This is a genomic window from Pseudomonas kilonensis, assembly GCF_001269885.1.
Lineage (GTDB): Bacteria > Pseudomonadota > Gammaproteobacteria > Pseudomonadales > Pseudomonadaceae > Aquipseudomonas > Aquipseudomonas kilonensis.
This window is the reverse complement of the sequence record NZ_LHVH01000018.1, coordinates 131,843-155,007: the sequence shown is the minus strand read 5'-3', so window position 1 is coordinate 155,007 and position 23,165 is coordinate 131,843. Positions and strand designations below refer to the sequence as shown.

General features: G+C 61.3%; 19 protein-coding genes. 14 read left to right on the top strand and 5 right to left on the bottom strand.

Annotated elements, in window-relative coordinates; all coding sequences use genetic code 11:
- Positions 1–70: 70 nt before the first annotated feature.
- Both AD662_RS12155 and AD662_RS12150 read left to right on the top strand, forming a co-directional pair.
- Positions 71–1,336 (top strand): MFS transporter, encoded by a 1,266-nt coding sequence (locus AD662_RS12155; protein WP_053187535.1) that lies wholly within the window; start codon positions 71–73, stop codon positions 1,334–1,336.
- Positions 1,336–2,259, top strand: coding sequence for a hypothetical protein (locus AD662_RS12150; RefSeq protein ID WP_018600479.1), 924 nt, complete (start codon positions 1,336–1,338; stop codon positions 2,257–2,259). The genes AD662_RS12155 and AD662_RS12150 overlap by 1 nt, the downstream gene beginning before the upstream one ends.
- Before the next feature lie 56 nt (positions 2,260–2,315).
- On the opposite strand, the gene AD662_RS12145 is transcribed toward AD662_RS12150, so the two are convergent.
- Positions 2,316–4,532, bottom strand: a complete 2,217-nt coding sequence (locus AD662_RS12145) for a TonB-dependent receptor (protein ID WP_053187533.1) — start codon at positions 4,530–4,532, stop codon at positions 2,316–2,318.
- Positions 4,533–4,777: 245 nt separating this feature from the next.
- Here AD662_RS12145 and AD662_RS12140 point away from each other — a divergent pair, with 245 nt between their 5' ends.
- From AD662_RS12140 to AD662_RS12095, 10 genes are all read left to right on the top strand, one after another.
- Positions 4,778–6,004: an MFS transporter gene (locus AD662_RS12140; protein ID WP_053187530.1), complete on the top strand. Its 1,227-nt coding sequence runs from the start codon at positions 4,778–4,780 to the stop codon at positions 6,002–6,004.
- An 85-nt stretch (positions 6,005–6,089) separates the two neighbouring features.
- Entirely contained in the window at positions 6,090–6,605 is a 516-nt protein-coding gene (locus tag AD662_RS12135) for a sigma-70 family RNA polymerase sigma factor (RefSeq protein WP_018600473.1), read from the top strand.
- On the top strand, positions 6,606–7,583 hold the full coding sequence (locus AD662_RS12130; protein WP_053187527.1) for a FecR domain-containing protein: 978 nt from the start codon (positions 6,606–6,608) through the stop codon (positions 7,581–7,583).
- 99 nt (positions 7,584–7,682) lie between these two features.
- Positions 7,683–10,094: a TonB-dependent receptor gene (locus AD662_RS12125; protein ID WP_053187523.1), complete on the top strand. Its 2,412-nt coding sequence runs from the start codon at positions 7,683–7,685 to the stop codon at positions 10,092–10,094.
- 64 nt (positions 10,095–10,158) lie between these two features.
- Positions 10,159–11,343: an ABC transporter substrate-binding protein gene (locus AD662_RS12120; protein WP_053187521.1), complete on the top strand. Its 1,185-nt coding sequence runs from the start codon at positions 10,159–10,161 to the stop codon at positions 11,341–11,343.
- Positions 11,340–12,401 (top strand): FecCD family ABC transporter permease, encoded by a 1,062-nt coding sequence (locus AD662_RS12115; RefSeq protein ID WP_053187518.1) that lies wholly within the window; start codon positions 11,340–11,342, stop codon positions 12,399–12,401. Before AD662_RS12120 ends, AD662_RS12115 begins: the two co-directional genes overlap by 4 nt.
- Positions 12,395–13,150, top strand: coding sequence for an ABC transporter ATP-binding protein (locus AD662_RS12110; protein WP_053179025.1), 756 nt, complete (start codon positions 12,395–12,397; stop codon positions 13,148–13,150). Before AD662_RS12115 ends, AD662_RS12110 begins: the two co-directional genes overlap by 7 nt.
- Before the next feature lie 260 nt (positions 13,151–13,410).
- Positions 13,411–14,208, top strand: a complete 798-nt coding sequence (locus tag AD662_RS12105) for a MipA/OmpV family protein (RefSeq protein WP_053187515.1) — start codon at positions 13,411–13,413, stop codon at positions 14,206–14,208.
- Positions 14,208–14,894 carry a response regulator transcription factor gene (locus AD662_RS12100; protein ID WP_018600461.1) on the top strand — a complete coding sequence of 229 codons (687 nt, stop codon included), beginning with the start codon at positions 14,208–14,210 and terminating at the stop codon, positions 14,892–14,894. The genes AD662_RS12105 and AD662_RS12100 overlap by 1 nt, the downstream gene beginning before the upstream one ends.
- A 13-nt stretch (positions 14,895–14,907) precedes the next feature.
- Positions 14,908–16,236, top strand: a complete 1,329-nt coding sequence (locus AD662_RS12095) for a sensor histidine kinase (RefSeq protein WP_235862400.1) — start codon at positions 14,908–14,910, stop codon at positions 16,234–16,236.
- 1 nt (position 16,237) lies between these two features.
- On the opposite strand, the gene AD662_RS12090 is transcribed toward AD662_RS12095, so the two are convergent.
- The 3 genes from AD662_RS12090 to AD662_RS12080 form a co-directional block, all read right to left on the bottom strand.
- A complete protein-coding gene (locus tag AD662_RS12090; protein ID WP_053187510.1) occupies positions 16,238–16,723 on the bottom strand; it encodes an ester cyclase in 486 nt (161 codons plus the stop codon).
- Positions 16,724–16,787: 64 nt separating this feature from the next.
- Positions 16,788–18,266, bottom strand: coding sequence for an APC family permease (locus AD662_RS12085; RefSeq protein WP_053187507.1), 1,479 nt, complete (start codon positions 18,264–18,266; stop codon positions 16,788–16,790).
- An 86-nt stretch (positions 18,267–18,352) separates the two neighbouring features.
- The gene (locus tag AD662_RS12080) at positions 18,353–19,846 is read right to left on the bottom strand and encodes an aldehyde dehydrogenase (RefSeq protein ID WP_053187504.1); all 1,494 of its coding nucleotides are present in this window, start codon (positions 19,844–19,846) and stop codon (positions 18,353–18,355) included.
- Positions 19,847–20,081: 235 nt separating this feature from the next.
- Between AD662_RS12080 and AD662_RS12075 the strand changes: the two genes are divergently transcribed.
- Positions 20,082–20,813: a FadR/GntR family transcriptional regulator gene (locus AD662_RS12075; protein WP_053187502.1), complete on the top strand. Its 732-nt coding sequence runs from the start codon at positions 20,082–20,084 to the stop codon at positions 20,811–20,813.
- 107 nt (positions 20,814–20,920) lie between these two features.
- Complete coding sequence (locus AD662_RS12070; protein ID WP_013693025.1) at positions 20,921–21,664, top strand: PDC sensor domain-containing protein; 744 nt, start codon at positions 20,921–20,923, stop codon at positions 21,662–21,664.
- A gap of 52 nt (positions 21,665–21,716) precedes the next feature.
- Here the strand turns inward: AD662_RS12070 and AD662_RS12065 are convergent, their stop codons facing one another.
- Positions 21,717–22,973 carry an MFS transporter gene (locus tag AD662_RS12065; RefSeq protein ID WP_053187499.1) on the bottom strand — a complete coding sequence of 419 codons (1,257 nt, stop codon included), beginning with the start codon at positions 22,971–22,973 and terminating at the stop codon, positions 21,717–21,719.
- Positions 22,974–23,165 lie beyond the last annotated feature (192 nt).

Sequence of the window (23,165 nt, the reverse complement as noted above, 5' to 3'; positions counted from 1 at the left end):
GATCGCAGACGTTCACCTCGTTCGAGAGGGCTTCGAAAGCACTAGGGAAAGAAGGGGAAGGAACATGGAGATGAAATATCTGGTCACTCGACCTTGGGGCGGCTATGAAAGACGCATGATCACGCTTCTGTCGCTGAGCTTCGGGCTGGTAGGACTGGACAGGTTCATTATCATGCCGCTGTTCCCGGTGATCATGCGTGACTTGGCCCTGGACTATCAGGACTTGAGCATGTTGTCGGCCATCCTGGCATTTGCATGGGGAGGCTCTGCCCTGTTCATGGGTGCCGCCATCAGGGTACTGGGCCCCAAGAAGTTGCTGGTGCTGTCGATCACCCTGCTATCGCTCCTGGCCGGTGCGTCTGCATTGATCACCAGCCTGGTGGGCCTGGTGCTCTTGCGCGCCTTGATGGGCGTCTGCGAAGGCGCCTTCACTCCGGTCAGTATCATTGTCACCGATGAAGTCTCGCAGCCTTCCCGGCGCGGACTCAATCTAGGGATTCAACAGGCCTTGTTCCCCATCATCGGCCTGTGCCTCGGACCGCTGCTGGCGGGCGTCTTGCTGGAAATATTCGGATCCTGGCGCGCCGTGTTCGCCATCATTTCGTTACCCGGCCTGTTAGTGGCCTGGTACCTCTATAGAACCTACCAACCGACCCAGGCGCCCAGCGCGGTGTCGATTGCACGCACCTCCAAAAGTCAGTGGAGGACGGCCCTGTCCAGCGGGAATGTGCGGCTCAATATTGCCTTGATGCTTTGCATACTGACGTGCCAGTTCGTTCTGTGTGCCCTGCTCCCCAGCTACCTGACAGACATTCTGCACCTGAGCAATTTCTCCATGGCCATGATCATTTCTGCAATTGGCCTGGGTGGTTTTTTTGGCCAGTTGGTCATTCCCGGCTTGTCCGACCAACTGGGTCGCAAGCCCGTGGTCTCCATCTGCTTCATGATCAGCGCGCTGTTGGTGGGTTTATTGATCATCAGCCCACCGTTGCCCTGGCTACTGTTCCTTCAATTATTTTTCTTGTCCTTTATCAACTTCAGCCTGATCTGCATGACGGTCGGTCCACTGACCAGCGAATCAGTGCCGCCCAGTTTATTGGCCACCGCGACGGGCCTGGTGGTGGGCTGCGGAGAGATTCTTGGAGGAGGCGTCGCGCCTGTCGTCGCCGGCTACATCGCCATGACGTGGGGACTCACTGCGATTCTGTTCCTGGCACTGGCCGGAAGTATCACGGGGGGCTTGCTGTCCTTACGGCTCAAAGAGGCAAACCCGGCGTTCAACGGACTCAAGGACTACGCCCCCCTGTCCGCACGCTTGACCCTGGAGGATAAGTGATGACCCATTATGTAATGTTGCTGGACTCTCCAGTGCCGCGAGGAGGCCTTGGCGTATTTGACTTCAAGTCCGGGCAAAGCCGGGAGGTGCGTCCCCCCCAGGGAAATCTGTATGAAGCCCTGGCCCATTGCGCGGATCGGAATATGGACTGGGAGTCCTATCTCAAGGACCTACCGTCCACACCCTACCCGCTTACGCCTGCGGCGGTGAAATACCGACCGCCGCTCAAACCCGATAACAACTTATTGGTCCAGATCAGCGAAATCACCCTCTGTACCGCCAAGACGGAACAAGCCTGGTATTACAAAGGTAACGGCCGACTGCTCAAGACCGACGGCGACCCTTTGCAGGTGCCTTATCATTCGCAAAGCATCAGTAGCGAACCGTGCATTGTCTGCCTTTATTGGGTCGACCCGTTTGGTGCGCTGCGCTTCATTGGTTTTACCCTGGGCAACGATATTCACGATCATGTATTGCACAGTCGTGACGCCATTTCTTCAACGCATGCGCACTTGCGTACCTGTGCGATTGCCCCGGCATTGATCGTGGGGGAACTGCAGGCTGACTTGGCCATCAATGTCCAGATAGAACGCGACGGCCAACCCTTGACGGCAAGTCACCACCGGATGAGTTTGCATCGCTGGCAGAGTTTGCGCCGATACTCAGAGGAGTTTCTGGAGAAACATGAGCAGTTTCTCGAGCCTGGGCTGGTTCATTACGTGTTTCACAGCTTGAGCCATCGCACCGCGAATGTGCCGCTCCAGCACGGTGACTGGCTCAGCATTGACTGCCCCGAGCTGGAATTGGCCATGAGCAATCAAATCGTCGAAGAGGAATTGGTTTCGCTGGTGCCCTTGCCTGCGCGACGCGCTGCTGACCGTGACGGTATCGACCGGCCCCTGCCTGTGCCGAAAAAGTTCTGATCGATCGCTATAAACGAGGGGGGTGGCCCTTGGTTTGAGCCACCCTTGCCTGCTTCTTAAAAATCGACCGTGGCCGACAGCTGCAATGTGCGCGGAGAACCGGGAGAGAACGCCCCATACGAGGCGACACCCGACCAGTATTCGCGATCAAAGACGTTTTGAACCGTGGCTCGGAAAGTCGTAGGCCGACCTTCGATCTTGGTGGCGTAGCGAGCCCCCGCATCAAAGCGAGTCCACGCATCCAGCTCCTGGGTATTGGCCTGGTTCACGTATTGGCTGCCGGTATAAATCGCACCACTGGTGAGAGTAAAGCCCTCCATCCACGGGGTGTCCCATTCCGCCCACAGGTTGGCTTGTACCTCAGGCACGCCCACCGGTTTATTGCCACGGTTGGCCGCGGTGGCGGAATCCGTCAGTTCGCCGTCGAGCAGTGTGACTCCGCCCATCAGGCGTGTGCCGGGGGCCACTTCGCCGAATACGCTCAGTTCCACGCCACGGTTGCGCTGTTCGGCCTGCACCGAGAAGACATCGTTCGCGTCGATCTCGCCACTGGGCTTCTCGATCTGGAACAGTGCCAGGGTGGTCATGAAGGTGCCGTGCTCGTACTTGACGCCCATCTCGTGTTGCTTGGATACATAAGGTGCGAACATTTGCCCGGAATTGGTCGCGTTAGCTGGCGCAGCGTCACCCTTACTCAGACCCTCGACATAGTTGTAGTAGAGCGATACGTCTTCCCAGGGTTTGACGACGATACCGAACATCGGCGTGGTTTTGCTTTTGTCGTAAGACGGAGTGAAAACGGCGGTGTTGTAATTTTCCGACTTGACGTTCTGCCGACGCAACCCCAGGGTCAGTTGGACACGGTCATCCAATGCCGACAAGGTGTCGGTCAATGCGAAGCCGGACAACTGCGACTCGGATACGCGCAGCACCCTGGGCGCATTGATGGCTGGCTTGGGCGCGTCCACCGGGTGATAAATGTTCGAGGAGACATTCGGCCCGTTGTTGATGCCCCGGGACAGCTCATCCTGATAAGTGGTCGCCATCAGCGTGGTCGTGTGGGTGATAGGGCCGGTATCAAGTATCCCGCGTACCCCCACGTCGGCTGTCGAGCGATCCACGTTGAATTTGTAATATCCCGGCCTGTTGACGATATCGCCGGCACTGTTGAGTATTCGTGGCACCTGGTCTGACATCCGCTTGACGTCCGACCGGCCGCCACCGGCGTGGGCAAACACCGTGACCGCGTCCGTCAGGTCGTATTCACCACCGAGCAAGGCCGACTGCTCCTTGGTATCCGACCAACCCCATTTTTGCGACGCGTTGGTGCGACCGTCAGGGGCTGACGGAATCTCAACATTGGAGTTGAACGGCCGTGAGGCGCCTTCGAAACTTTCTTTCTGGCTGATGAAGTCGAGGTTCAAACGCAAACGCTCGCCGCGATAATCGAAGGCGATCGCGCCGATGTTGAGTTCGCGTTCCTGGTCATCGACGGCCGTGTCGCCGCCCTGGAGGCTGCCGTTGAAGCGCACCCCGAACTGGTTTTCCGAGCCGAATCGACGGCTGACGTCCAAGTGTCCGCCCACGTAGGAATCAGACGCATAACTGCCAGTAAAGCGCGTCAGGTCTTCGTCCAACGGCCGCTTGGGAACGATATTGATCACCCCGCCCACCCCGCTGTTCGGCGACATGCCATACATCAGTGCGCCCGGTCCCTTGAGCACTTCGACCCGCTCGGCGTAGTCGGTAAACACCCGGTAGTTGGGCGCCACGCCGTATACGCCATCGTAGGCCAGCTCGCCGAGGTTACCCTCGCCGATTGGAAAACCACGAATGAAAAACGAGTCGACGATGCCGCCCACCTGGCCCGTCGAGCGCACCGAAGGGTCTCGCTGCAAGGCATCGGCCACCGTCACGGTTTGCAAGTCGGCCAGGGTCTTGGCGGTGTAGCTGGTCACGCTGAACGGTGTGTCCATCACGTCCTTGTTGCCCATCATCCCCAAGCGTGCGCCGCGTGCCACTTGACCACCGGCCAACACGGGTGGCAGTGCACCTGGGTTGTTGTCGGTACCGGTGATAGTGGTCGCATCGAGGGTCAAGCCTTGCCCGTTGCCGACCACCGCAGCGTTCGAGATTTTATCGGCGGCGGGCTCCTGCTCGGGGGTTGCCGCCCAGGCGGTGGCGCTTCCTGCGACCAGAACGAAACTCAGCGTGGCGGTACGAATCGCGACGGATAACGCAGACTCACCACAAGGTCGACTTGCAACAGACATGGCTTAAGGATCCTTTCCAACGAGAGAAAATGGTAATCACTCCTATTGCCAGTCGACCTGCGGAAAAGTATCACCTCCCAGGGTTTATTTTTTCAGGCTGCGCCAAAGCACTCACGCATACCGACGCTGCAGCGGTATCGACACCTTGCAACCTCTCGTGCAGCCGGGCATCTTGCCGACCCTGTCATCGCCTGCAGCACACGCTGCCCTACCCGCTTGCTGGCGTTTAACCACCGAGGCTGATCATGTTCCACACAGGTGTCGTCCAGGGTTCGAACGTCAGGGTCCTGATTTATCTTCTGTTCGCGATCCAGCTCATCTCCATGGGCGCGATGGAAATGAGCGGACCATTCTGGCCGGTTCACCTGCGCGGGCTGACGTCCTCGGCGTCGGTTTTCAGCTTCGCCAGCATTGCCGTGTATGTCGGGCCGATGCTGGGCATCATGCTGACCAGTGCCTTCTGGGGCCGTATCGGTGATCGCTACGGCCATAAGTGGATGATGATCCGCGCCCTGGCAGGCTTGTCGCTGACCCAGCTCGGGCTGGCGCTGTGCAGCGATATCTGGATCATTCTGGTCCTGCGCTTCTTGCAGGGCGCCTTTGCCGGGTACATCGCCCCGGCGCAGGCCTACGGCGTCAGTATCGAAGCCCCATCGCGGCGGGCGCGGCTGTTCGCGATTCTGCAAATATCCACCAATGTCGGCTCATTGCTCGGCGCAGTAGTCGGGGGGCTGATCCTCGACTACGCGACGTTCTTCTGGATCAACCTCACCGCCTCGGCGTTATGCGCAGTGTGCACGGTGGTGGCCGCCGTGACCTTGCCGGATGTGCCGCCCGTGAAGAAAGTCCCGGCCAGCCAGGCCCCGGCCGCGACGAGCCGTACCGACAGCCCCTGGCAAGGATCACCGTTGCGGTCATTGTTGTGCGTCATGGGCATTCTGTTGTTGGCGCGGATGCTGCCGCAAACGTCATTCGCCTTGTATGTGAGCGCGGTATTCGACGTCAGCAACTCGCTCGTCGGCCTGTGCTACGGCTTGCTGGCGCTGGGTTTCATTCTGTCGGCCACGGCCTGGTCGCGTTATTTCGAGCACCGTACCCAACAGCAAACCTTGCAGCGCATCCTCTTCATCGTGCTCGGCTGTATCGCCCTGACCGCCCTCGCGGGGGTCACGCGCAACGCCATCGTATTTGTCATGGCCTACTTCATCTGGGGGGTGCTGCTGGGTGCCACCACGCCAGTGCTGATGGCCCTCATTTCGAAATCCGCCGACAGCTCGCGACAAGGACACGTGCTGGGCATTGCCCAGGGCACCACGCAATTCGCTTCGATCGCGGGCATTTCGATCGGTGGGTTGCTCAGCCAGGTCTACGGGTTGCAATACACCTACCTGTTCGTTTGCCTGGCCTATGTGCTGGCGCTGATCCCCGTCATTGCATTGCGTTACGGGCCCGCGAGCCGTCCGCGTAGCTGAAACAGGGTTGCTGAATGCCGCTTGCGTCGCGGACAAGTTGTCCATTAGCATTGGGAATACTTCTCAATTGCAAAAAGCTGCAGCCATGAGCGAAACCCTGCCCGCGAACAACGACAATCATCTGCGCGTGATCGAAGCGCTGTACGCTGGTCATCATGGCTGGCTGTACGCCACGCTGAAGAAAAAGCTGGGCAACGCCATGGATGCGGCGGACCTGGCGCAAGACACCTTCACGCGCATTCTGGCCTCGCAAGTCACCGCCATTGACCAACCCCGGGCCTACCTGAGCTGCGTGGCCAAGGGCATCCTCGTCAACTGGTATCAGCGCAAGGCACTGGAACGTGCCTACCTGGAGGCGCTCGCGCATTTGCCAGCCCAGGAGGTGCCGTCCCCCGAATTGCGTTTCCTCGTGCTGGAAACCCTGCACGACATCGACGCCATGCTCGACACCCTCCCTGCGCCGGTCAAACGGGCATTCCTGCTGTCGCAGATCGGCGGCCTGAAATACGACGACATCGCCCAGCAGTTGAACGTCTCGCTGATCACGGTCAAACGCTACATGAAGCAGGCGTTCGTGCAATGCCTGATGCTGGTGGACTGAATGCTCACCCGTCGCCATGAGCCACCGCTCGACCCCAAGGTCCTCGAAGAGGCCGCCGAGTGGCTGATGCGCTTGAGTGAACGCGAGCTCAGCGACAGCGAGCGCGCCGAATGGGAGTGCTGGCGAGTCAGCAGCCCCGAGCGCGGCCGGGCCTGGTCCCGCGCGCAGATGTTGCAAAACAAGCTCGGCGGTTTGCCACGCTCGTTGGCGATGTCGGCGCTGGATCGCCCAAGCAGCCCCGAACGGCGCGCGGCCCTCGGCAAACTGGCGTTGCTGCTGGCAGTCGTTCCCGCCGGCTGGGGCAGCTGGAAACTGGCGCAATCGCAGCAATGGTCCGCCGACTACCGCACCGCTGTTGGTGAGCGTCGTGAGTTGACCCTGGCCGACGGTTCTCACATCATCCTCAATACCGGCACGGCCATCGACGTCCTGTTCGACACCCAGCAGCGGCTCATCCAGGTGCGCGAAGGGGAAATCCTGGTCCAGACCGCACCGGATGCTTCGCCACAGGCCCGCCCCTTCCTGGTCAGTACCCGCGAGGGTCGGATGCAGGCCTTGGGCACGCGGTTCACCGTTCGCGAACTGCAATCGCGCACCCATCTGGCGGTACTCGAAGGCGCTGTGCGGATTGAATTGGCCGATGCGCGCCAGGCCGCGCCGATCATCGTCAACGCCGGGCAGCGCACTGACTTCTCGTCCCAGGCCTTTGGCCGGTTGACCCCGACAGATCGCAACGTCGGCGCCTGGACCCAAGGCATGCTGATGGCCGACAAGATGCGCCTGGCGGATTTCGTCGCCGAGTTGGCGCGCTATCGCCGAGGCTTCGTGCGCTGTGACCCGGCCATCGCCGAGCTGCGTGTTTCCGGTGCGTTTCCTATCAGCGACACCCAGCGCACGCTCAACATGCTGGTCCAGACCTACCCGGTTCTCGTCACCGGCCACTTGAGCGGTTACTGGCTGACGCTCACCCCAGCCTGACCCCACAGAAAATAGTTGCTGCGCAGGTGATACTTTTTTTGATCTCGACTGGCAAAGAAAGGAATAACCATTTCATCTCGTCCATAGGGTCATCCATCCATGCTCGTTGCACGGCCCCTGCGTCCGGATCGTCCGTCCAAGCCCGTCATGCGCAGTGTGCTGTTGAGCCTTGCCTTGAACACGCTCATCGGATCGTTCGCCTTGGCCGCCGTGCCTGTGCAACTGGAAGCCATCGCCCCCCGAACCTATGACATCGCCCCCGGGCCGCTCGGCGCCGCCCTGTCGAGCTTTGCGCTGGCCGCCGGCATTGCCTTGTCGTTCCAGCCGTCGATCACCGAAGGCCTGGTCAGCCCGGGACTTTCCGGCACCTACACCGCAGCGCAAGCACTCACGCGCCTGCTGGCCGACAGCGGTGTGGAGATGGTTGCCCGCGACGATGGCAGCTACACATTGGTGCTGCGCCAGGTGTCCTTGCCGACGATCAGCGTCGATGCCGCCGGCAGACGCAATACCGGCCTGCCGCCCACCGACGCCAGTGATCAGGTCGCCCGCGGCGCACGCCTTGGCCTGCTGGGCAACACCGATGTGATGGACGCGCCTTTCAGCGTCAGCAGCTACACCTCGACAATGATCAAGGATCAACAGGCGGTCACCGTGGGCGACGTGCTGGAGCGCGACCCTTCGGTGCGCGCCACCGGCCAGGCGGGCGGCATTGTCGACTCGTTCTTCATTCGCGGTTTTCCGCTGGGGGAAGGCAATCTCGGCGAGTTGGCGTTCGACGGCGTGTATGGCGTGGCGTCCAATTACCGGGTGTTCACCGATTACGCCGAGCGCATCGAACTGGTCAAGGGCCCCGCCGCCCTGCTGTATGGCATGTCGCCCAACAGCGCCGTGGGCGGCGTGATCAACGTGGTCCCCAAGCGCGCCCTCGACGAGGACCTGACCCGATTCACCAGCCGCTATGCCATGGACTCGCAACTGGGCGGCCACCTCGACGTCAGCCGGCGTTTTGGTGAGGAGCGCCGGTTCGGGATCAGGTTCAACGGCAGCCTGCAGCAGGGCGACACGGCCATCGACAAGCAGTCCCGAGAGGTCGGCACCGGCGCCATCTCCCTGGATTACCAAGGGGATCGCCTGCGCACGAGCCTGGACCTGATCAATCAAAAGGAAGCGTTCGACGCCGCATCACGGCCCTTCAGGATCGCCCCCGGCGTGCAGATTCCATCGGCCGCCAACGGCCGGACCAGTGTCAGCCAGGATTGGGGCCGCTCCCAAGCCCGGGACAAGTCGGCGTTGCTGAGTGGCGAATATGACCTCAGCGACCAACTGACGCTGTTTGCCCACGCCGGTGGCGGAAAATCCGAGGTCGAGCGCATGTCCGACCAGACCCCAACCATCATCAACGCAGCCGGCGACACGTCATCAGATCCCGGCTATTACCAATTCAAGGTCCGGCGCTACACCGTCGACGCCGGCGCGCGCCTGGGCTTCGACACCGGGCCGGTCAGCCACCGCGCGGTGCTGCAAGTCAGTCGTTATCGCGACGAGTTGTCCCGGGGCATTATTTCCGGCCCCGTCATCCTCTCGAACATCTATCACCCGATCGACCGGCCCCGGCCCAACCTCGCCGAACCCAACACACCGAAAGTCTCCGAGAGCCAATTGTCAGGCGTCGCCCTGGCCGACACCCTGTCGGTGCTCGATGAGCGCCTGCAAGTCACCCTCGGGCTGCGCAGGCAGAACGTCCAGTCGGAAAACTTCAACACCACCGTTGCCATCCCGTCCTACGACAAAAGCAAAACCACGCCGCTGTTCGGTATCGTTGCCAAGCCCTGGGAACATGTCGCGCTGTACTACAACTACATCGAAGGCCTGAGCAAGGGCGACATTGCGCCGTCCGCTGCAACCAACGCGGATGAGGTTTTCTCACCCTACATCTCCCGCCAGCAGGAGATCGGAATCAAGCTCGACTACGACCGTTTCATGGCCACGCTGGCGCTGTTCCAGATCAAGAAGCCCAGCGGTGAATTGTCGAACAGAGTGTTTTCGGTCCAGGCCCAGCAACGCAATCGTGGCGTGGAACTGAACCTGTCCGGCGAGGTGGCCCGAGGCACGCGCCTGCTCGGTGGCGTGACGCTGCTCGATGGGGAGCTGACCCGCACCGGCGTGGCCGCCAACCGCGGCAACACACCGGTGGGCGTCCCCAAGGTCCAGGCCAACCTCTGGGCCGAGTGGGACACCCCGGGCATTGAAGGGCTGACGCTGACCAGCGGCGCGATCTACACCGCCAGCCAGTACGTCGACCAGGCCAACACCCAGGCACTGGACGCCTGGACCCGCTTCGATGTCGGCGCCCGCTACGCCACGCGCATCGCCGAGCGGCCCACGACTTTTCGCGCCACGGTACAGAACGTGTTTGACCGCGCCTACTGGTCAGGGGTCGCCTCCTATGGTGCGTTTTCCCAAGGCGCACCACGCACGCTGCTATTGTCCGCCACCGTTGATTTCTGAAACCCGCGGGCCGGGCTGGCGGTTTGCGCCGTTGTCCCGGTCGGCTTCTGTAAAGGCCTGAACCATGGTTACCGTTTTGCGTCGTCACACGCTCGCCACCCTGCTGTTCGCCGGATGGCTCGGCTTGTCGTTGCTTTCCCTGGCGCCACGCAACGCTGTCGCCGCCGAGGCGGATCCAGCCCTGGGCAGCGTGACCGATCTGCTCGGGCGCCAGGTCAAGGTCCACCTCCCGGTCCGGCGGGTGATCCTCGGCGAAGGCCGCCAGCTGTACCTGGTCGCGGCGCTGGACACACAAAACCCCATCGAACGCATCGTCGGTTGGCGCAAGGACCTGATCCAGTCCGATCCGGACACCTACAGCGCCTACCTGCGCACATTTCCCGCCATCGCCAGGATTCCGACCTTCGGCGGGTTCGAGGACGGCACCTTTGACATTGAGCAGGCGATCTCCCAGCGTCCGGATGTGATCATCCTCAATATCGAAGCCCAGCACGCCACCGAGGATGCGCGCTACATCGAGAAGCTCGACGCCTTGGGCATCCCGGTGGTCTACGTCGACTTTCGCAACAACCCGATGCAGAACACCGAGCCGACCATGCGCCTGTTCGGCCAACTGTTCGGCAAGCAAGCCCGTGCCGAGGCCTTCATCGAGTTTCGCAACCAACAGATTCGGCGTGTCACCGACGTCATTGAAGCGCACCACCCTGCCCGGCCAAAGGTCTTCATCGAACGCATCGGCGGTTACACCGATGATTGCTGCCTGAGTTTTGGTAACGAGAACTTCGGCCTGTTCGTCGAAATGGCCGGGGGCGACAACATCGCCAAAGGCATCATCCCCACCACGTTCGGCCAGTTGAATGCCGAGCAAGTGGTGGTCGCCAACCCGGCGCAGGTGGTGATCACCAGTGCCAACTGGGAAGCCTTTGCTCCCGGTGGCCATTGGGTCGGCGTCGGCCCGGGCGCGGACATGGCCCAAGCCAGGAAAAAACTGGCGTGGTACACCCAACGACCGGCCTATGCCGGCATCAAGGCCCAGGACGACCAGGCTTTCCATGCCATTTGGCACCAGTTCTACAACAGCCCCTATCAGTTCGTGGCCATCCAGCAATTGGCCAAATGGTTTCACCCGACGTTGTTTGCCGACCTGGATCCGGATGCCGCGTTCCGCCAACTGCATGAGCAGTTCTTGCCGGTACCTTATGAGCCGGGCTACGCCGTCAGCCTGCGCCCGGCAGAGGTCACGCCATGAGCTCGCTGAACGAAGCCCTGGTGGTTCAACGCGACACCTACCGGCGCCTGGTGCTGCGCAAGCGCCTCATCCTCGGTGGGCTCGCGCTGCTGCTGATCTGCAGCGTCCTGCTCGACCTGGCCCTCGGGCCGGCGCGCTACAGCCTCGACGAAGTGCTCGGCGCATTGTTTTCGCCGGACAGCGCATCGCCCCAGGTGCGTGTGGTGATGTGGGACATCCGCTTGCCCGTGGCGCTGATGGCCGTTGCGGTCGGCGCCGCGTTGTCGCTGGCCGGCGCGCAGATGCAGACGATCCTCAACAACCCGCTGGCCAGCCCGTTCACCCTGGGCATTTCCGCCGCCGCCAGTTTCGGTGCAGCCATGGGACTGGCGTTTGGCGTGGCGTTGTTCCCGCTGGCGGCACAGTACATGGTGCCGGTGAACGCGTTCATCATGGCCATGTTGTCGGCCTTGCTGATCCACTTCCTGAGCCTGCGCCGCGGTGTCAGCGCCGAGACCATCGTCCTGCTCGGCATCGCCCTGGTGTTCACCTTCAACGCGCTGTTGGCACTGGTGCAATTCTTCGCCACCGAACAAGCCGTGGCCGCCGTGGTGTTCTGGACAATGGGCAGCCTGACCAAAGCCACCTGGCCCAAGCTCGGGGTGATCTGCCTGGTGATCCTGGTCACCCTGCCGATTTTCGCCCGGCGCGCCTGGGCTTTGACCGCGCTGCGCCTGGGGGATGACAAGGCCGCGAGTTTCGGCATCAACGTGCGCAGCCTACGCTTTCAGACGCTGATCATGGTCAGCCTGCTCGCCTCATTCCCGGTGGCCTTTGTCGGCACCATCGGCTTCATCGGGCTGGTCGGCCCGCACATCGCGCGAATGCTGATCGGTGAAGACCAGCGGTTCTTCCTGCCAGCGTCTTTGTTGACCGGCGCATTGATTCTGTCCGCCAGTTCGGTGATCAGCAAAACCCTGATCCCCGGCGCCATTTTCCCCATCGGCGTGGTCACGTCGCTGATCGGCGTGCCCTTCTTCATATCCTTGATCCTCGGCGGGAAGAAAAACTCATGGTGACGATCCAGCTGGAGAACCTCGGTGCCCGCTACGGCCAGCGCACGATCATTCACGGTGTGACCACGGCAGCCTTTGTCGGCGGTCAGGTGGTGGCGGTGATCGGCCCCAACGCGGCGGGCAAATCCACCTTGTTCAAACGCATGGCCGGATTGATCGAAGGCCCCGGACAGGTCCTCTTGCAGGGTTCGAAAAAGGGGCCGCAAGGCATTAGCTACATGCCTCAGGGCTTGAACGCCAGCGCCCGGTTGACGGTGTACGAATCGGTCCTGCTGGCGCGCAAACAACTCACGCCGGGCTGGGCCGTCCATGACGATGAACTGAAGTTGGTGGACGACATTCTCGCCGCGCTGGGCATCACCGAATTGTCGTTCCGCAACCTCGGTGAACTCAGTGGCGGGCAGCAACAACTGGTGTCGATCGCCCAGACCTTGGTGCGCGAACCGGAAATCCTGCTGATGGATGAACCGACCAGCGCCCTGGACATGCACCGGCAGGTCCAGGTGCTGGGCTTCATGCGGGCCCTGGCGCGCAAGCGCGAAGTCATTGTGTTCATCGCCATCCATGACCTGAACCAGGCGCTGCGCTTTGCCGACCAGGTACTGGTGATTGCCGACGGTACCGCCCAGGGCAGCGGCCCGAGCGCGGAGGTGATTACCGAGTCGATGCTGCGCAAGGTCTACAAGGTCGAGGCGCGGATCGAACGATGCAGCCGCGGACAGCACCACATCCTGATCGACGATATCGTTTGAGCGCAGACCCGTGGTCAGAGCTTGCTCGCGCTGCTGTAGGAGCTGGCGAAGCCTGCGATCTTTTGATTTTGATCTTTCGCTTGCGACTCAATTGTCTGGGACAAGATCGCAGCCTCGTTGCACTCGACAGCTCCTACACAGCTCCTACAACGGCCGAGCGGGAGCAATCTCTGGCTTTCGACAGATAACCGTAAGCATCCAGTAAGGGAAAACGCTCAACGATAGGCGCGCACTTCATCCTATTCCGTTGGAGCCCCCCAATGCATTTGCTGCACTTAGCCGTTTCAACCATCCCGAATGTGATCCTGCTCGCCGTGGCCACTTCAGCCATCGCCGCACAAGCAGCCGAACCTGAAGCTGCCGAACCGTCTTCGTCCTGGGGACTGGGGGTCGGCGCAATCAGCAGCCAGCAGCCCTATACCGGCATCGATCGTGACAACAAGGCGATACCGCTGATCTACTTCGAGAACGAATACCTGCGGGTGTTCGGTCCAAACGCCGAGGTCAAGCTGTCCCAACTCGAGATCGGCGACACCCAGCAAATCGATTTCAGCCTCATGGGCCAGTACGACTTCAGTGGCTACGACGCTGACGACGCGCGGGTCTTCGATGGCATGAGCGACCGCAAAAGTGGCTTCTGGGCGGGGGCCAAAGTGGAGTGGCACACCGGTCTGGTGGACGTGCGCGCCGAGTGGCTCTCGGACCTGTCGGGCAACAGCAAGGGGCAGCGCTTCAACGTGGGCCTGGAGCGAACCTGGCGGCTCGACGACCACATCACCCTCACGCCCCATGTGACGGCGATGTGGCAGGACAAAAAATACGTCGATTATTATTTTGGCGTGCGCGACAGTGAGGCCCGCATCGATCGTGCGGCCTATGATGGCAAGTCCGCCCTCAATACCGAATTTGGCGTCCGGGGAAACTACATGTTCGATAAACACCACTCTCTGTTCCTCGATATCAAAGCGACGAGCCTCGCCAGTGAGATCAAGGACAGCCCACTGGTAGACAGCTCTACCGAAAACAGCGCGCTGTTCGGCTACCTGTACCGTTTCTGATGAGCCGCATTCTGCTGGTCGAGGACCACGAACGATTGGCGCACCTGGTCTGCACGGGCCTGGCGAATGCAGGGATCGCCGTCGATGTGATCAACCGCATGGATGGCGCGTGGGCGGCCATCCAGCGTGTGCCCTACCAGGCGCTGATCCTCGATCGCGGCTTGCCGGACGGCGACGGGCTCGTCTTGTTGAAGCGTCTGCGCAGCGCCGGGCTTGGCATCCCTTGCCTGGTGCTCACGGCGCGGGATGCCCTGCATGATCGGGTACAGGGGCTCGATGCCGGCGCGGATGACTATCTGCCCAAGCCGTTCGCCATGGATGAAATGGTCGCGCGCGTGCGAGCGTTGCTGCGACGCCCCGTGGACTGTCGCCCACTGGCGCCCAGCCATGGCGACCTGAGCCTGCAACCCGACACCGGCAGCATGTGCTGTGCCAATGAAAGCATTGCCCTGGCACCGGCGGAAATGCAGATCATGTTGCTGCTGTTGCGCAAACCTGGGGAGGTCGTCCGCCGTCAGACGATAGAGGCAGCAGGCTGGGGCTTGAGCGAGGCGGTCACGCCGAACGCCCTGGACGTGGCCCTTCACCGTATCCGCCGCAAGCTGCTTGCCATCGGCTCCCGCCAACGCATTGTCAACTTGCGAGGTCTTGGTTATGCGCTGCGCCAGGTCGACGTGGCTGAGTAGCCTCAGATTCAAGGTGCTGCTGGCTTATATTGCCGGCGTGGCGCTGAGCATCCTGCTGATCGTATTGACGGCGCTGGCCCTGGTCACCTCCCAGAGCGACATCCTGCTGGTCATGAACATGACCGAGCGCACCCAGGAGCTGGCGGAAAAACTCCAGTTCGATCCTGCTGGACGCCCGGTCGGATTCGATCGCAGCGAGGCCGATCGAATCTGGACCTATGAAAGCATGCAGCAAGACATCGGATACCGCGTGCTGGACGCCTCGGCAAACGTGGTCCTGGCGTCTACCGAAGCAAACTTCTGGCCGGCAAGCACCGCGCTGCATCCTTCAGATCACGAACCGTTCAAGTTCGAGCGCCAGGGCATCCTGATGTATGGCGCCACCGCGCCGGTCGAACACGACGGCAAGCCCTGGTTCCTGCAACTTGCCGTCAGCGAACGGCTGATGGACCTCTTCCACGGTGCATTCGCGTTGCCATTCATGGGTGCCGGTATCGTCCTGTTCAGCCTGGTGCTGCTCTTCGTCTTTGCCGCCTGTGCCTATATCACCCTGGGCTATACGCTCAAACCCTTGCGCGAGGTGTCCGAGTCGGCCGCGGCGATCTCGCCTCGCTCCCTGCATTCACGCTTGCAGGTCAGCAGCGTACCGTCCGAAGTCGTGCCACTGGTGGACAGTTTCAATCGGGTCCTCCAGCGCCTGGAAAATGGCTACCGGATCCAGCAGGAATTTCTCGCGACCGCGGCGCACGAGCTCAAGACACCGCTGGCGCTGATACGCGCGCAAATCGAATTGATGGAGGACTTCCACGATCGCAACGCACTGCTCAACGACGTGGCCCACATGACCCGTCAAGTCCAGCAACTGCTGCTCCTGACCGAAGCCAGTGAGGCCCAGAACTACCTGTTTGCCGAAGTCGAACTGACCGATGTCGCGAGGGAAGCCAGCGACTATCTGCAGCGCATGGCCGAAGCCGCCGAGGTACGCCTGGTGCTGGCGCAGGCGCCTATCTCTACTGACCCATGGCAGGCGGATCGCAGCGCCCTCTTCACCTTGTTGAAGAACCTGCTGGAAAACGCCATCCAACACGCCCCTCGAGGCACCGAGGTTCGAGTGGACATCGGCGCGGATCACCTGAGCGTACGAGACTGGGGCCCCGGGGTGGATCGGGAGCAACTGCCGCACCTGTTCGTTCGCTTCTGGCGCGGGGCCCATCGCCGCGACCATGGCGCCGGCCTGGGCTTGACGATCTGTCAGGAAATCGCCCAGGCCCATGGCTGGACACTTTCTGCCAGGAGAGCCGAGCCTGGTTTGTTGCTACAGCTCTCGCGGCGGGAACATTGATCTACCAGCCGAGCTGCTTGTTGAAACCCAGGGCGTCATAGTAGTCGTGCTGCGTGATGATCTTGCCCTCCTTGAGCCGGATGAAACTCACCCCCTTGAAGCTGAGGGGGCGCTGGGTGGCCGGCGTCTCGGTGCTCCAAGGCCCGGTATTGTGTCCCTTGAATTCCCATTCGAAGGCAATGCTTTCACCGTTGACGATCGGCTCGCCCAGCATCGTCCATTGCAGATCCGGCACTGCGTGCATGAACACTTCGATCACCTGGGTCTTGGCATTTTCCCGGCCGACCTGCGGTGTCCCCACCGAGGCGTCGAGGAACTCGCCGTCCTCGGTGAAGTACTTCGCCGCAGCCTCCGCATCGCGAGCGTTCCAAGCTTTCATATAGTCATGGATCACACCCAGGGTATCGTTTTGACTGGCTGCCAGAACCCCATGGCTGGCCAGAATCAGGAGCAACCCAAACAGCATCGAATGGATTCGAGACATCATAGCGTTCACCCTTTTCTCATCAGAGGATTTGCCTGCCGCGCCCGGCGGCAGGCCGTCATGTCGCTTAGTTTTTTTTCCAGGCATCGGAAGCCGGGGCGGTACCTTTCTCGTAGGGGCGAAACAGGACCATGTAGACGAGGCCGACGAAGATCACGATGGCGCCAACCAACACGATGCCGTAGTTCACATACCACGGCGCGTCTGGCATACGCGGCCAGGACATATTGACGATGGCGAACAAGCCATAGCAGAGCGCAGCGATGTTCACCGGCCAGCCCCAACGTCCCAAGGTGAACTGGCCATTGGGTGTCCAGCCCCGGAGACGGGCGTACATCACACCCCCGACGATCATCTGGAATGCCAGGTAGATACCGATGGCGGCAAAACTCACCACCAGCGCGATGGCGTTCTGAAGATAGAAACCGACACACACGATGATCGCCGGCAGCACCCCGCAGACCATCAGGGCGGCGGTCGGCACATGGGTGGCCGGGGAGATTTTCTTCAGCACGCCACTGCCCATGAGCATCTCGTCTCGGGCGTAGGCATACAACAAGCGGCTGGCGGATGCCTGCAAGCTCAGCACACAGGAAACGAACGAAACCGTGATCACCGCCATGACCACCCGCGACATGACCGGACCGAACGCCGCGCCGAATATCGTGGCCATGGGGTCCTTGTCCTGGCCGGAAACAACGGCGGCAATATCAGGCACGGCCAGGATCAAGGCCAGGGCGGCAAAGATCGACGCGGCACCGCCGATCCAGATCGTCATTCGCATGGCCTTGGGGACTTGGCGGCTGGGATTGGGCGTTTCCTCGGCCACATCGCCGCACGCTTCAAAACCGTAGTAAAGGAACATCCCGGCCAGTGATGCGGCCAGGAAGGCCGGCCAGTACTCCCCATCGATGGAGATATCGAACGTGTCGAACAACACGCTCAAGGACTGGTGACGCTCAAAAATCAGCAAATAGCCGCCGATCAACAACGCCCCGACCAGCTCACACAGAAAGCCGAACATAGCCACCCGCGCCAGCAGCTTGGTGCCGCTCAGGTTCAACACCGTCGCAGTAGCGGTCAGGACCAGCGCGACCAAGGTATTGGTGACCGGCGACGGCTCGAAACCCAACAGGTTGGCAATGTAGGGACCGGCGCCCAGGGCTACGGCAGCAATGGTCACGCACAGGGAGATAGCGTAGATCCAGCCGACCATCCAGGCCCATTTTTTCCCCACCAGGCGACGGGCCCACGGATAGACACCGCCGGAGATGGGATATTGGGACACCACTTCGCAAAAAATCAGGCACACCAGCATTTGCCCGAACCCCACCAGCAGGTAGGACCAGAACATGGGCGGCCCGCCCGTTGCCAGGCACAGGCCGAACAATGTGTAGACGCCGACTACCGGCGATAGGTAGGTGAACCCGAGGGCAAAGTTCTGCCACAGGCTCATGCTACGTTCGAAACTCGAGGTGTACCCGAGGGCACGGAGTTGCTCCGCGTCCTGGTCCACGGCTGCCGTGGAGCTTATTGAGCTGTTCATTGCGCCATCCTTCAAAAAGGAATTCGTTGAGTAAGCGTCAAGCAGGCAGAACCATTCCACCCGTAACGTGGTTCACCAGAAATGCCTCAGAGCTGTATCCAGGTGGCCTTGATCTCGGTGTATTTATCGAAGGCATGCAGGGATTTGTCGCGGCCATTACCGGACTGCTTGTAGCCACCGAACGGCGCCATCATGTCGCCGCCGTCATACAGGTTGACCCAGACACTTCCGGCGCGAAGTGCGCGGGCCATGGTGTGGGCGCGCGACAGGTTGGCCGTCCAGACGGCTGCAGCCAGCCCGTAAGGCGTGTCGTTGGCGATGCGCACCGCATCCTCGGCTTCGTCGAATTCGATCACCGACAGCACCGGGCCGAAAATCTCTTCCCGGGCAATTGTCATTGAGTTGCTGACATTGTCGAACAGTGTCGGCTCCACGTAGCTGCCGCCGGTTTGCTCCAATGCCACGCGCCCTCCCAGCAACAACTGGGCGCCTTGATCCTGTCCTTGCCGAATGTGTTGCAACACCCCTTCCAGGTGGCGCGCGTCCACCAGCGCACCGACATTGGTGTCGGGATCCAGCGGATGGCCTGGCTTCCAGCCTTTTAAAGCCTCGACCACCATCGGCACGAAGTGCGCCTTGATGGAAGCCTGGACGAGCAAACGTGAACCGGCGGTGCACACCTCGCCCTGGTTGAAAGCAATGGCGGCCGCTGCCGCTTCGGCGGCTGCCTGTAGATCTGGGGCATCTGCGAAGACAATGTTCGGACTCTTCCCCCCCGCCTCCAGCCAAACCCGCTTCATGTTCGACTCGCCCGCATACACGAGAAGTTGCTTGGCCACTCGGGTGGAACCGGTAAACGCCAGCGCATCAACGTCACCGTGCAAGGCCAGGGCCTTGCCCACCGTGTGTCCATAGCCTGGCAGCACATTGAGCACACCGACCGGCAACCCTGCTTCCAGGGCAATCTGTGCGATACGAATAGCCGTCAGCGGCGAACGCTCTGAAGGCTTGAGAATCACCGAGTTGCCGGTCGCCAATGCCGGCCCCAATTTCCACGAAGCCATCATCAACGGGAAATTCCACGGCACGATGGCAGCGACCACCCCGACCGGCTCCCGCGTCACCAGCCCGAGCTGATCTACCGCCGTCGCGGCCACCTCATCGTAGATCTTGTCGATGGCCTCCCCGCACCAGCGAATGCTATCGATGGCGCCGGGCAGGTCGACCGCCAGCGAGTCGGCGATCGGTTTGCCCATGTCCAGCGTTTCCAGCAGTGCCAGCTCTTCGGCGTGAGACTGCAAGAGGTCGGAAAAACGCAGCATGACCGCCTTGCGCACTGCCGGTGCCTGACGCGACCAAACGCCGGAGTCGAATGCCGCCCGGGCGCTGGTCACGGCCAGCTCGGCGTCCGCGGCATCGCAACTTGCAACCAGGCCCAACAATCGCCCGTCCACAGGACTCACGCATTCAAAGGTAGCGCCTGAACTGGCAGGCCTGTATCGCCCGTCGATAAAGGCACGGCCCTCGATGTCCAGCGCCTTGGCTCTGGCTTCCCATTCTGCTCGGGTCAAGTGACTCATGATTGAAGTGCTCCTGGGTTCGGATGAATGCGATCTCGGCTTGCTTAAACATATGGAACCATATCTTTTAATCCATGAGAACCCCAGGAAAACCAAATTCAGCCAGGTTTTTTTGACTTTAACGCCTTTTCGCCCCTAGAATTCCGCGCCAATGGCCCCTGAAAATGCCTTTGAACTATGAAATAGAATTTTTTGAGTCCAGGCGTCGACGACGCCGCCAATGAATGAAACGACCATGAGCCCTACATCAAGTCTCATACGCCTCAGTCAGGAAGGGAAAACGGAATCCGTCACCCGCCGCCTGGTTGAAATGATTGACCTGGGGTTACTGGTCGAAGGTGAACAGCTCCCCAGCGAAAGCACCCTGGCCACCCAACTCGGCGTCGCCACGGTCACCCTGCGCGATGCGTTGGCTGCCTTGCGAGAGCGCGGGGTCATCGAAACCCGGCGTGGACGCAACGGCGGCAGCTTTATCTGCGCCGCCCCACAAACCACCGATCAGGCGTTGTTCGATCAATTGCGTGAAATGAGCACGCTTGAATTGCGTGACCTGGCCGACGAGCACGCAGCCATTTCAGGCGCCGCCGCCCGCTTGGCAGCCCAACGCTCCGGCCCTGAGCAACATGCGCGGCTGGGTGGCTACATCGATGCGCTGGCCAAGGCACAAGAACGTCTGGAGCGCCGACGTGCCGACGCCAGGTTCCACATCGAAATTGCCGTGGCGTCGCAGTCGGTACGGCTGACCCACAGCGAGGCCCGCTTGCAGGCGGAACTGGGGGAGTTGTTATGGTTGCCATTTGATGAGCAACCGGATCCCCAAGTGATCGAGCGGGAACACCGGGCGATTCTGGAGGCCATCATTGCGAACGATGCCAATCTGGCGGGGGCACTGGCCGAAGCCCATGTTGCTCGCGGCGTCCGGCGTTTGACCGCCATACGCTTGCAGCAGATGGCGCAAGATGCCTGATGACTGGAACAGATCTTGCTCGACAACTGACTCCAAACACCGCCCGACAGCCTGTCCGTGTCGCCAGCAAACACCGCACTGTCCCTTCCGAGGCATGAGTTAGAGCCATGGATAACGAAATGTCAGCAAATGGGTTATCCCAATGCGCAACGTTGATCAACGCTTCCATTGGTAACGTCTTCAAGGGTCTCAACGACCTGGGCGCCCAGGTATCGAGCATTTGGGAACGGCAACGGTGCAAGACCAGGCGCCCCAATCAACGCGACCTCAAGCCATTGTTGGCTGGCGTCCGGCAGATCCTTGACTCCGAGAGTCTCAAGTTTCATGGCGCTGGCGTGGTTTTCGCCCCTGGTGAGCTGGAAGATTGCGAGATGCACCTGCAGTGGTGGTGCCGGACCCAGAACGAACAAGTCCAGCCTTTGCAGCTGAATCTCGATAGCCGCAGCGATCGTTTCTACGATTACCTGCACATGCCTTGGTACACCCGTCCGCAGCAGACTCGCCAGCCCTCCATAGACGGGCCTTTTGTCGACTTGTATGGCACCGAGCAGTACATCGTTGCCTTCTCCGTGCCGATTTTTTTCGATGATCGCTTCATTGGCGTTGCCGCCGCCGACATCTCCCTGCACTCGTTGGAACCCTTGCTCGTGCGCAGCCTGATGAGAGTCAGCAATGAAGCGCTGTTGCTCAATGCCGAAGGTCGAGTATTGGCAGCTAATACGGCGAGCTGGTTGGCCGGTGATTTGATACGAGGCGTGCTGAACCAGGACATGGACCAAGGGCGCGTTTTGAGCCTCATCGACACCTCGTCCTATTGGAGTGTCGTGGAACGGCCGGTACCCAGGCTCTGATTGCCGGTCGCCATCGCGAGCAAGCTCGCTCACACATAGGTGATACGCAGGCTCAGGCGACCCCGCCGTCAGCGACCGTAAGCGTGCCGGGCTGTGGGGCGCGGCTGGGCATGAAAGTCTCGGGCATCGCCAGCAACAGACAAAATGCCAACGCAGCAATCGCTGCCAGGGTCAGGAACGCCGCGCTGTAGCCAGCCCCTTGCACCACAAAACCGGCCAAGCTGTTACTCAACGCCGCGCCGAACCCGAACACCGTCGACAGCACCCCGAGGCTGACGTTGAAACGCCCGGTGCCCTGGGTCAGGTCCTTGACCACCAAGGGGAACAGCGCGCCAAACAGCCCGGCACCGATCCCATCGAGCAACTGCACCGCTACCAACCAATAGGGGTCGTCCGAGAGCACGTACAACACACCTCGAATGGGCAGGATCAGGAAGCCGGCCAGCAACAACGGCTTGCGTCCCCAGGCATCGGCCTTGACGCCGACCAGCCACGCCATGGGCACCATGACCAATTGCGCCGCGACGATACAGGCCGACGTCAGCGGCGTGGCCAGGTGTGCATTGGCCTGGGCGAGTTTCTGACTGACCAGCGGGAGCATCGCCGCGTTCGCCAGGTGAAACAGCCCGCAGCAGATGGCGAACAACAGCAGCGTGCGGTTATCCAGCAAAACGCGCAGCGCCGAGGGCGTCGGGCCCTGCACCGACTGACCGGCCTCCAGGCCCCGGGCCACGTCATGGTCGATGGCCTCGGCGGACACGCAACTGACCGCCACGATGCTGGCCAATGCCATCGCGGCCATCAGGTAGAACACCGCAATGGGACCGAACAGCCAGGCGAACCCACCCGCCAGCAGCGCTGCGCAGGCATTGCCCGCGTGGTTGAATGTCTCGTTGCGCCCAGTGCGCCGCGTAAAGGCCTTGGCGCCAGTAATGCCCAGGGAAATCGCCGCGATCGCCGGCGCGAAGACCGACGCCGCCACGGCGCCGAGCGCCTGGGTCAGCGCCACCAGGCCGAAGGAAGACGTGAACGGTAGCACCAGGCAACCCAGCGTCACCATCAAGGCGGCCACAGCCACCACGGCACGTTTGCTGCGCACCCGGTCGATCAGCGCTCCGGCGGGCGCCTGTGCAACGAGCCCGACCATCGCCGCCACTGTCATCACCACGCCAATGCTGGCCGGGTCCCAGCGATGCACCGCCAGCAGGTAGAGCGCCAGGTAAGGACCCAGCCCATCGCGTACATCCGCGAGGAAAAAATTCAGGCCATCCAGGGAAAGGTTGTTACGTCGGTCTCGGTTGCGATCCATAGCGGCCTCGACGGGCATTGCCCCAAAGAAAATTGACGCCATGATGTCGCAAAGCATCGAACCGAGCCACTGAGAAGACCGTCGCCAGAGATTGCTCCCGCTGGGTCGCGCCTGTAGGAGCTGTCGAGCGAAGCGAGGCTGCGATCTTTCCAGAAGCACTTGAATCTCAAGCGAAAGATCAAAAGATCGCAG

Coding starts and splice junctions, on each gene's coding strand:
- AD662_RS12155 (WP_053187535.1), top strand. CDS start 71: ATGAAATATCTGGTCACTCGACCTTGGGGCGGCTATGAAAGACGCATG.
- AD662_RS12150 (WP_018600479.1), top strand. CDS start 1,336: ATGACCCATTATGTAATGTTGCTGGACTCTCCAGTGCCGCGAGGAGGC.
- AD662_RS12145 (WP_053187533.1), bottom strand. CDS start 4,532: ATGTCTGTTGCAAGTCGACCTTGTGGTGAGTCTGCGTTATCCGTCGCG.
- AD662_RS12140 (WP_053187530.1), top strand. CDS start 4,778: ATGTTCCACACAGGTGTCGTCCAGGGTTCGAACGTCAGGGTCCTGATT.
- AD662_RS12135 (WP_018600473.1), top strand. CDS start 6,090: ATGAGCGAAACCCTGCCCGCGAACAACGACAATCATCTGCGCGTGATC.
- AD662_RS12130 (WP_053187527.1), top strand. CDS start 6,606: ATGCTCACCCGTCGCCATGAGCCACCGCTCGACCCCAAGGTCCTCGAA.
- AD662_RS12125 (WP_053187523.1), top strand. CDS start 7,683: ATGCTCGTTGCACGGCCCCTGCGTCCGGATCGTCCGTCCAAGCCCGTC.
- AD662_RS12120 (WP_053187521.1), top strand. CDS start 10,159: ATGGTTACCGTTTTGCGTCGTCACACGCTCGCCACCCTGCTGTTCGCC.
- AD662_RS12115 (WP_053187518.1), top strand. CDS start 11,340: ATGAGCTCGCTGAACGAAGCCCTGGTGGTTCAACGCGACACCTACCGG.
- AD662_RS12110 (WP_053179025.1), top strand. CDS start 12,395: ATGGTGACGATCCAGCTGGAGAACCTCGGTGCCCGCTACGGCCAGCGC.
- AD662_RS12105 (WP_053187515.1), top strand. CDS start 13,411: ATGCATTTGCTGCACTTAGCCGTTTCAACCATCCCGAATGTGATCCTG.
- AD662_RS12100 (WP_018600461.1), top strand. CDS start 14,208: ATGAGCCGCATTCTGCTGGTCGAGGACCACGAACGATTGGCGCACCTG.
- AD662_RS12090 (WP_053187510.1), bottom strand. CDS start 16,723: ATGATGTCTCGAATCCATTCGATGCTGTTTGGGTTGCTCCTGATTCTG.
- AD662_RS12085 (WP_053187507.1), bottom strand. CDS start 18,266: ATGAACAGCTCAATAAGCTCCACGGCAGCCGTGGACCAGGACGCGGAG.
- AD662_RS12080 (WP_053187504.1), bottom strand. CDS start 19,846: ATGAGTCACTTGACCCGAGCAGAATGGGAAGCCAGAGCCAAGGCGCTG.
- AD662_RS12075 (WP_053187502.1), top strand. CDS start 20,082: ATGAGCCCTACATCAAGTCTCATACGCCTCAGTCAGGAAGGGAAAACG.
- AD662_RS12070 (WP_013693025.1), top strand. CDS start 20,921: ATGGATAACGAAATGTCAGCAAATGGGTTATCCCAATGCGCAACGTTG.
- AD662_RS12065 (WP_053187499.1), bottom strand. CDS start 22,973: ATGGATCGCAACCGAGACCGACGTAACAACCTTTCCCTGGATGGCCTG.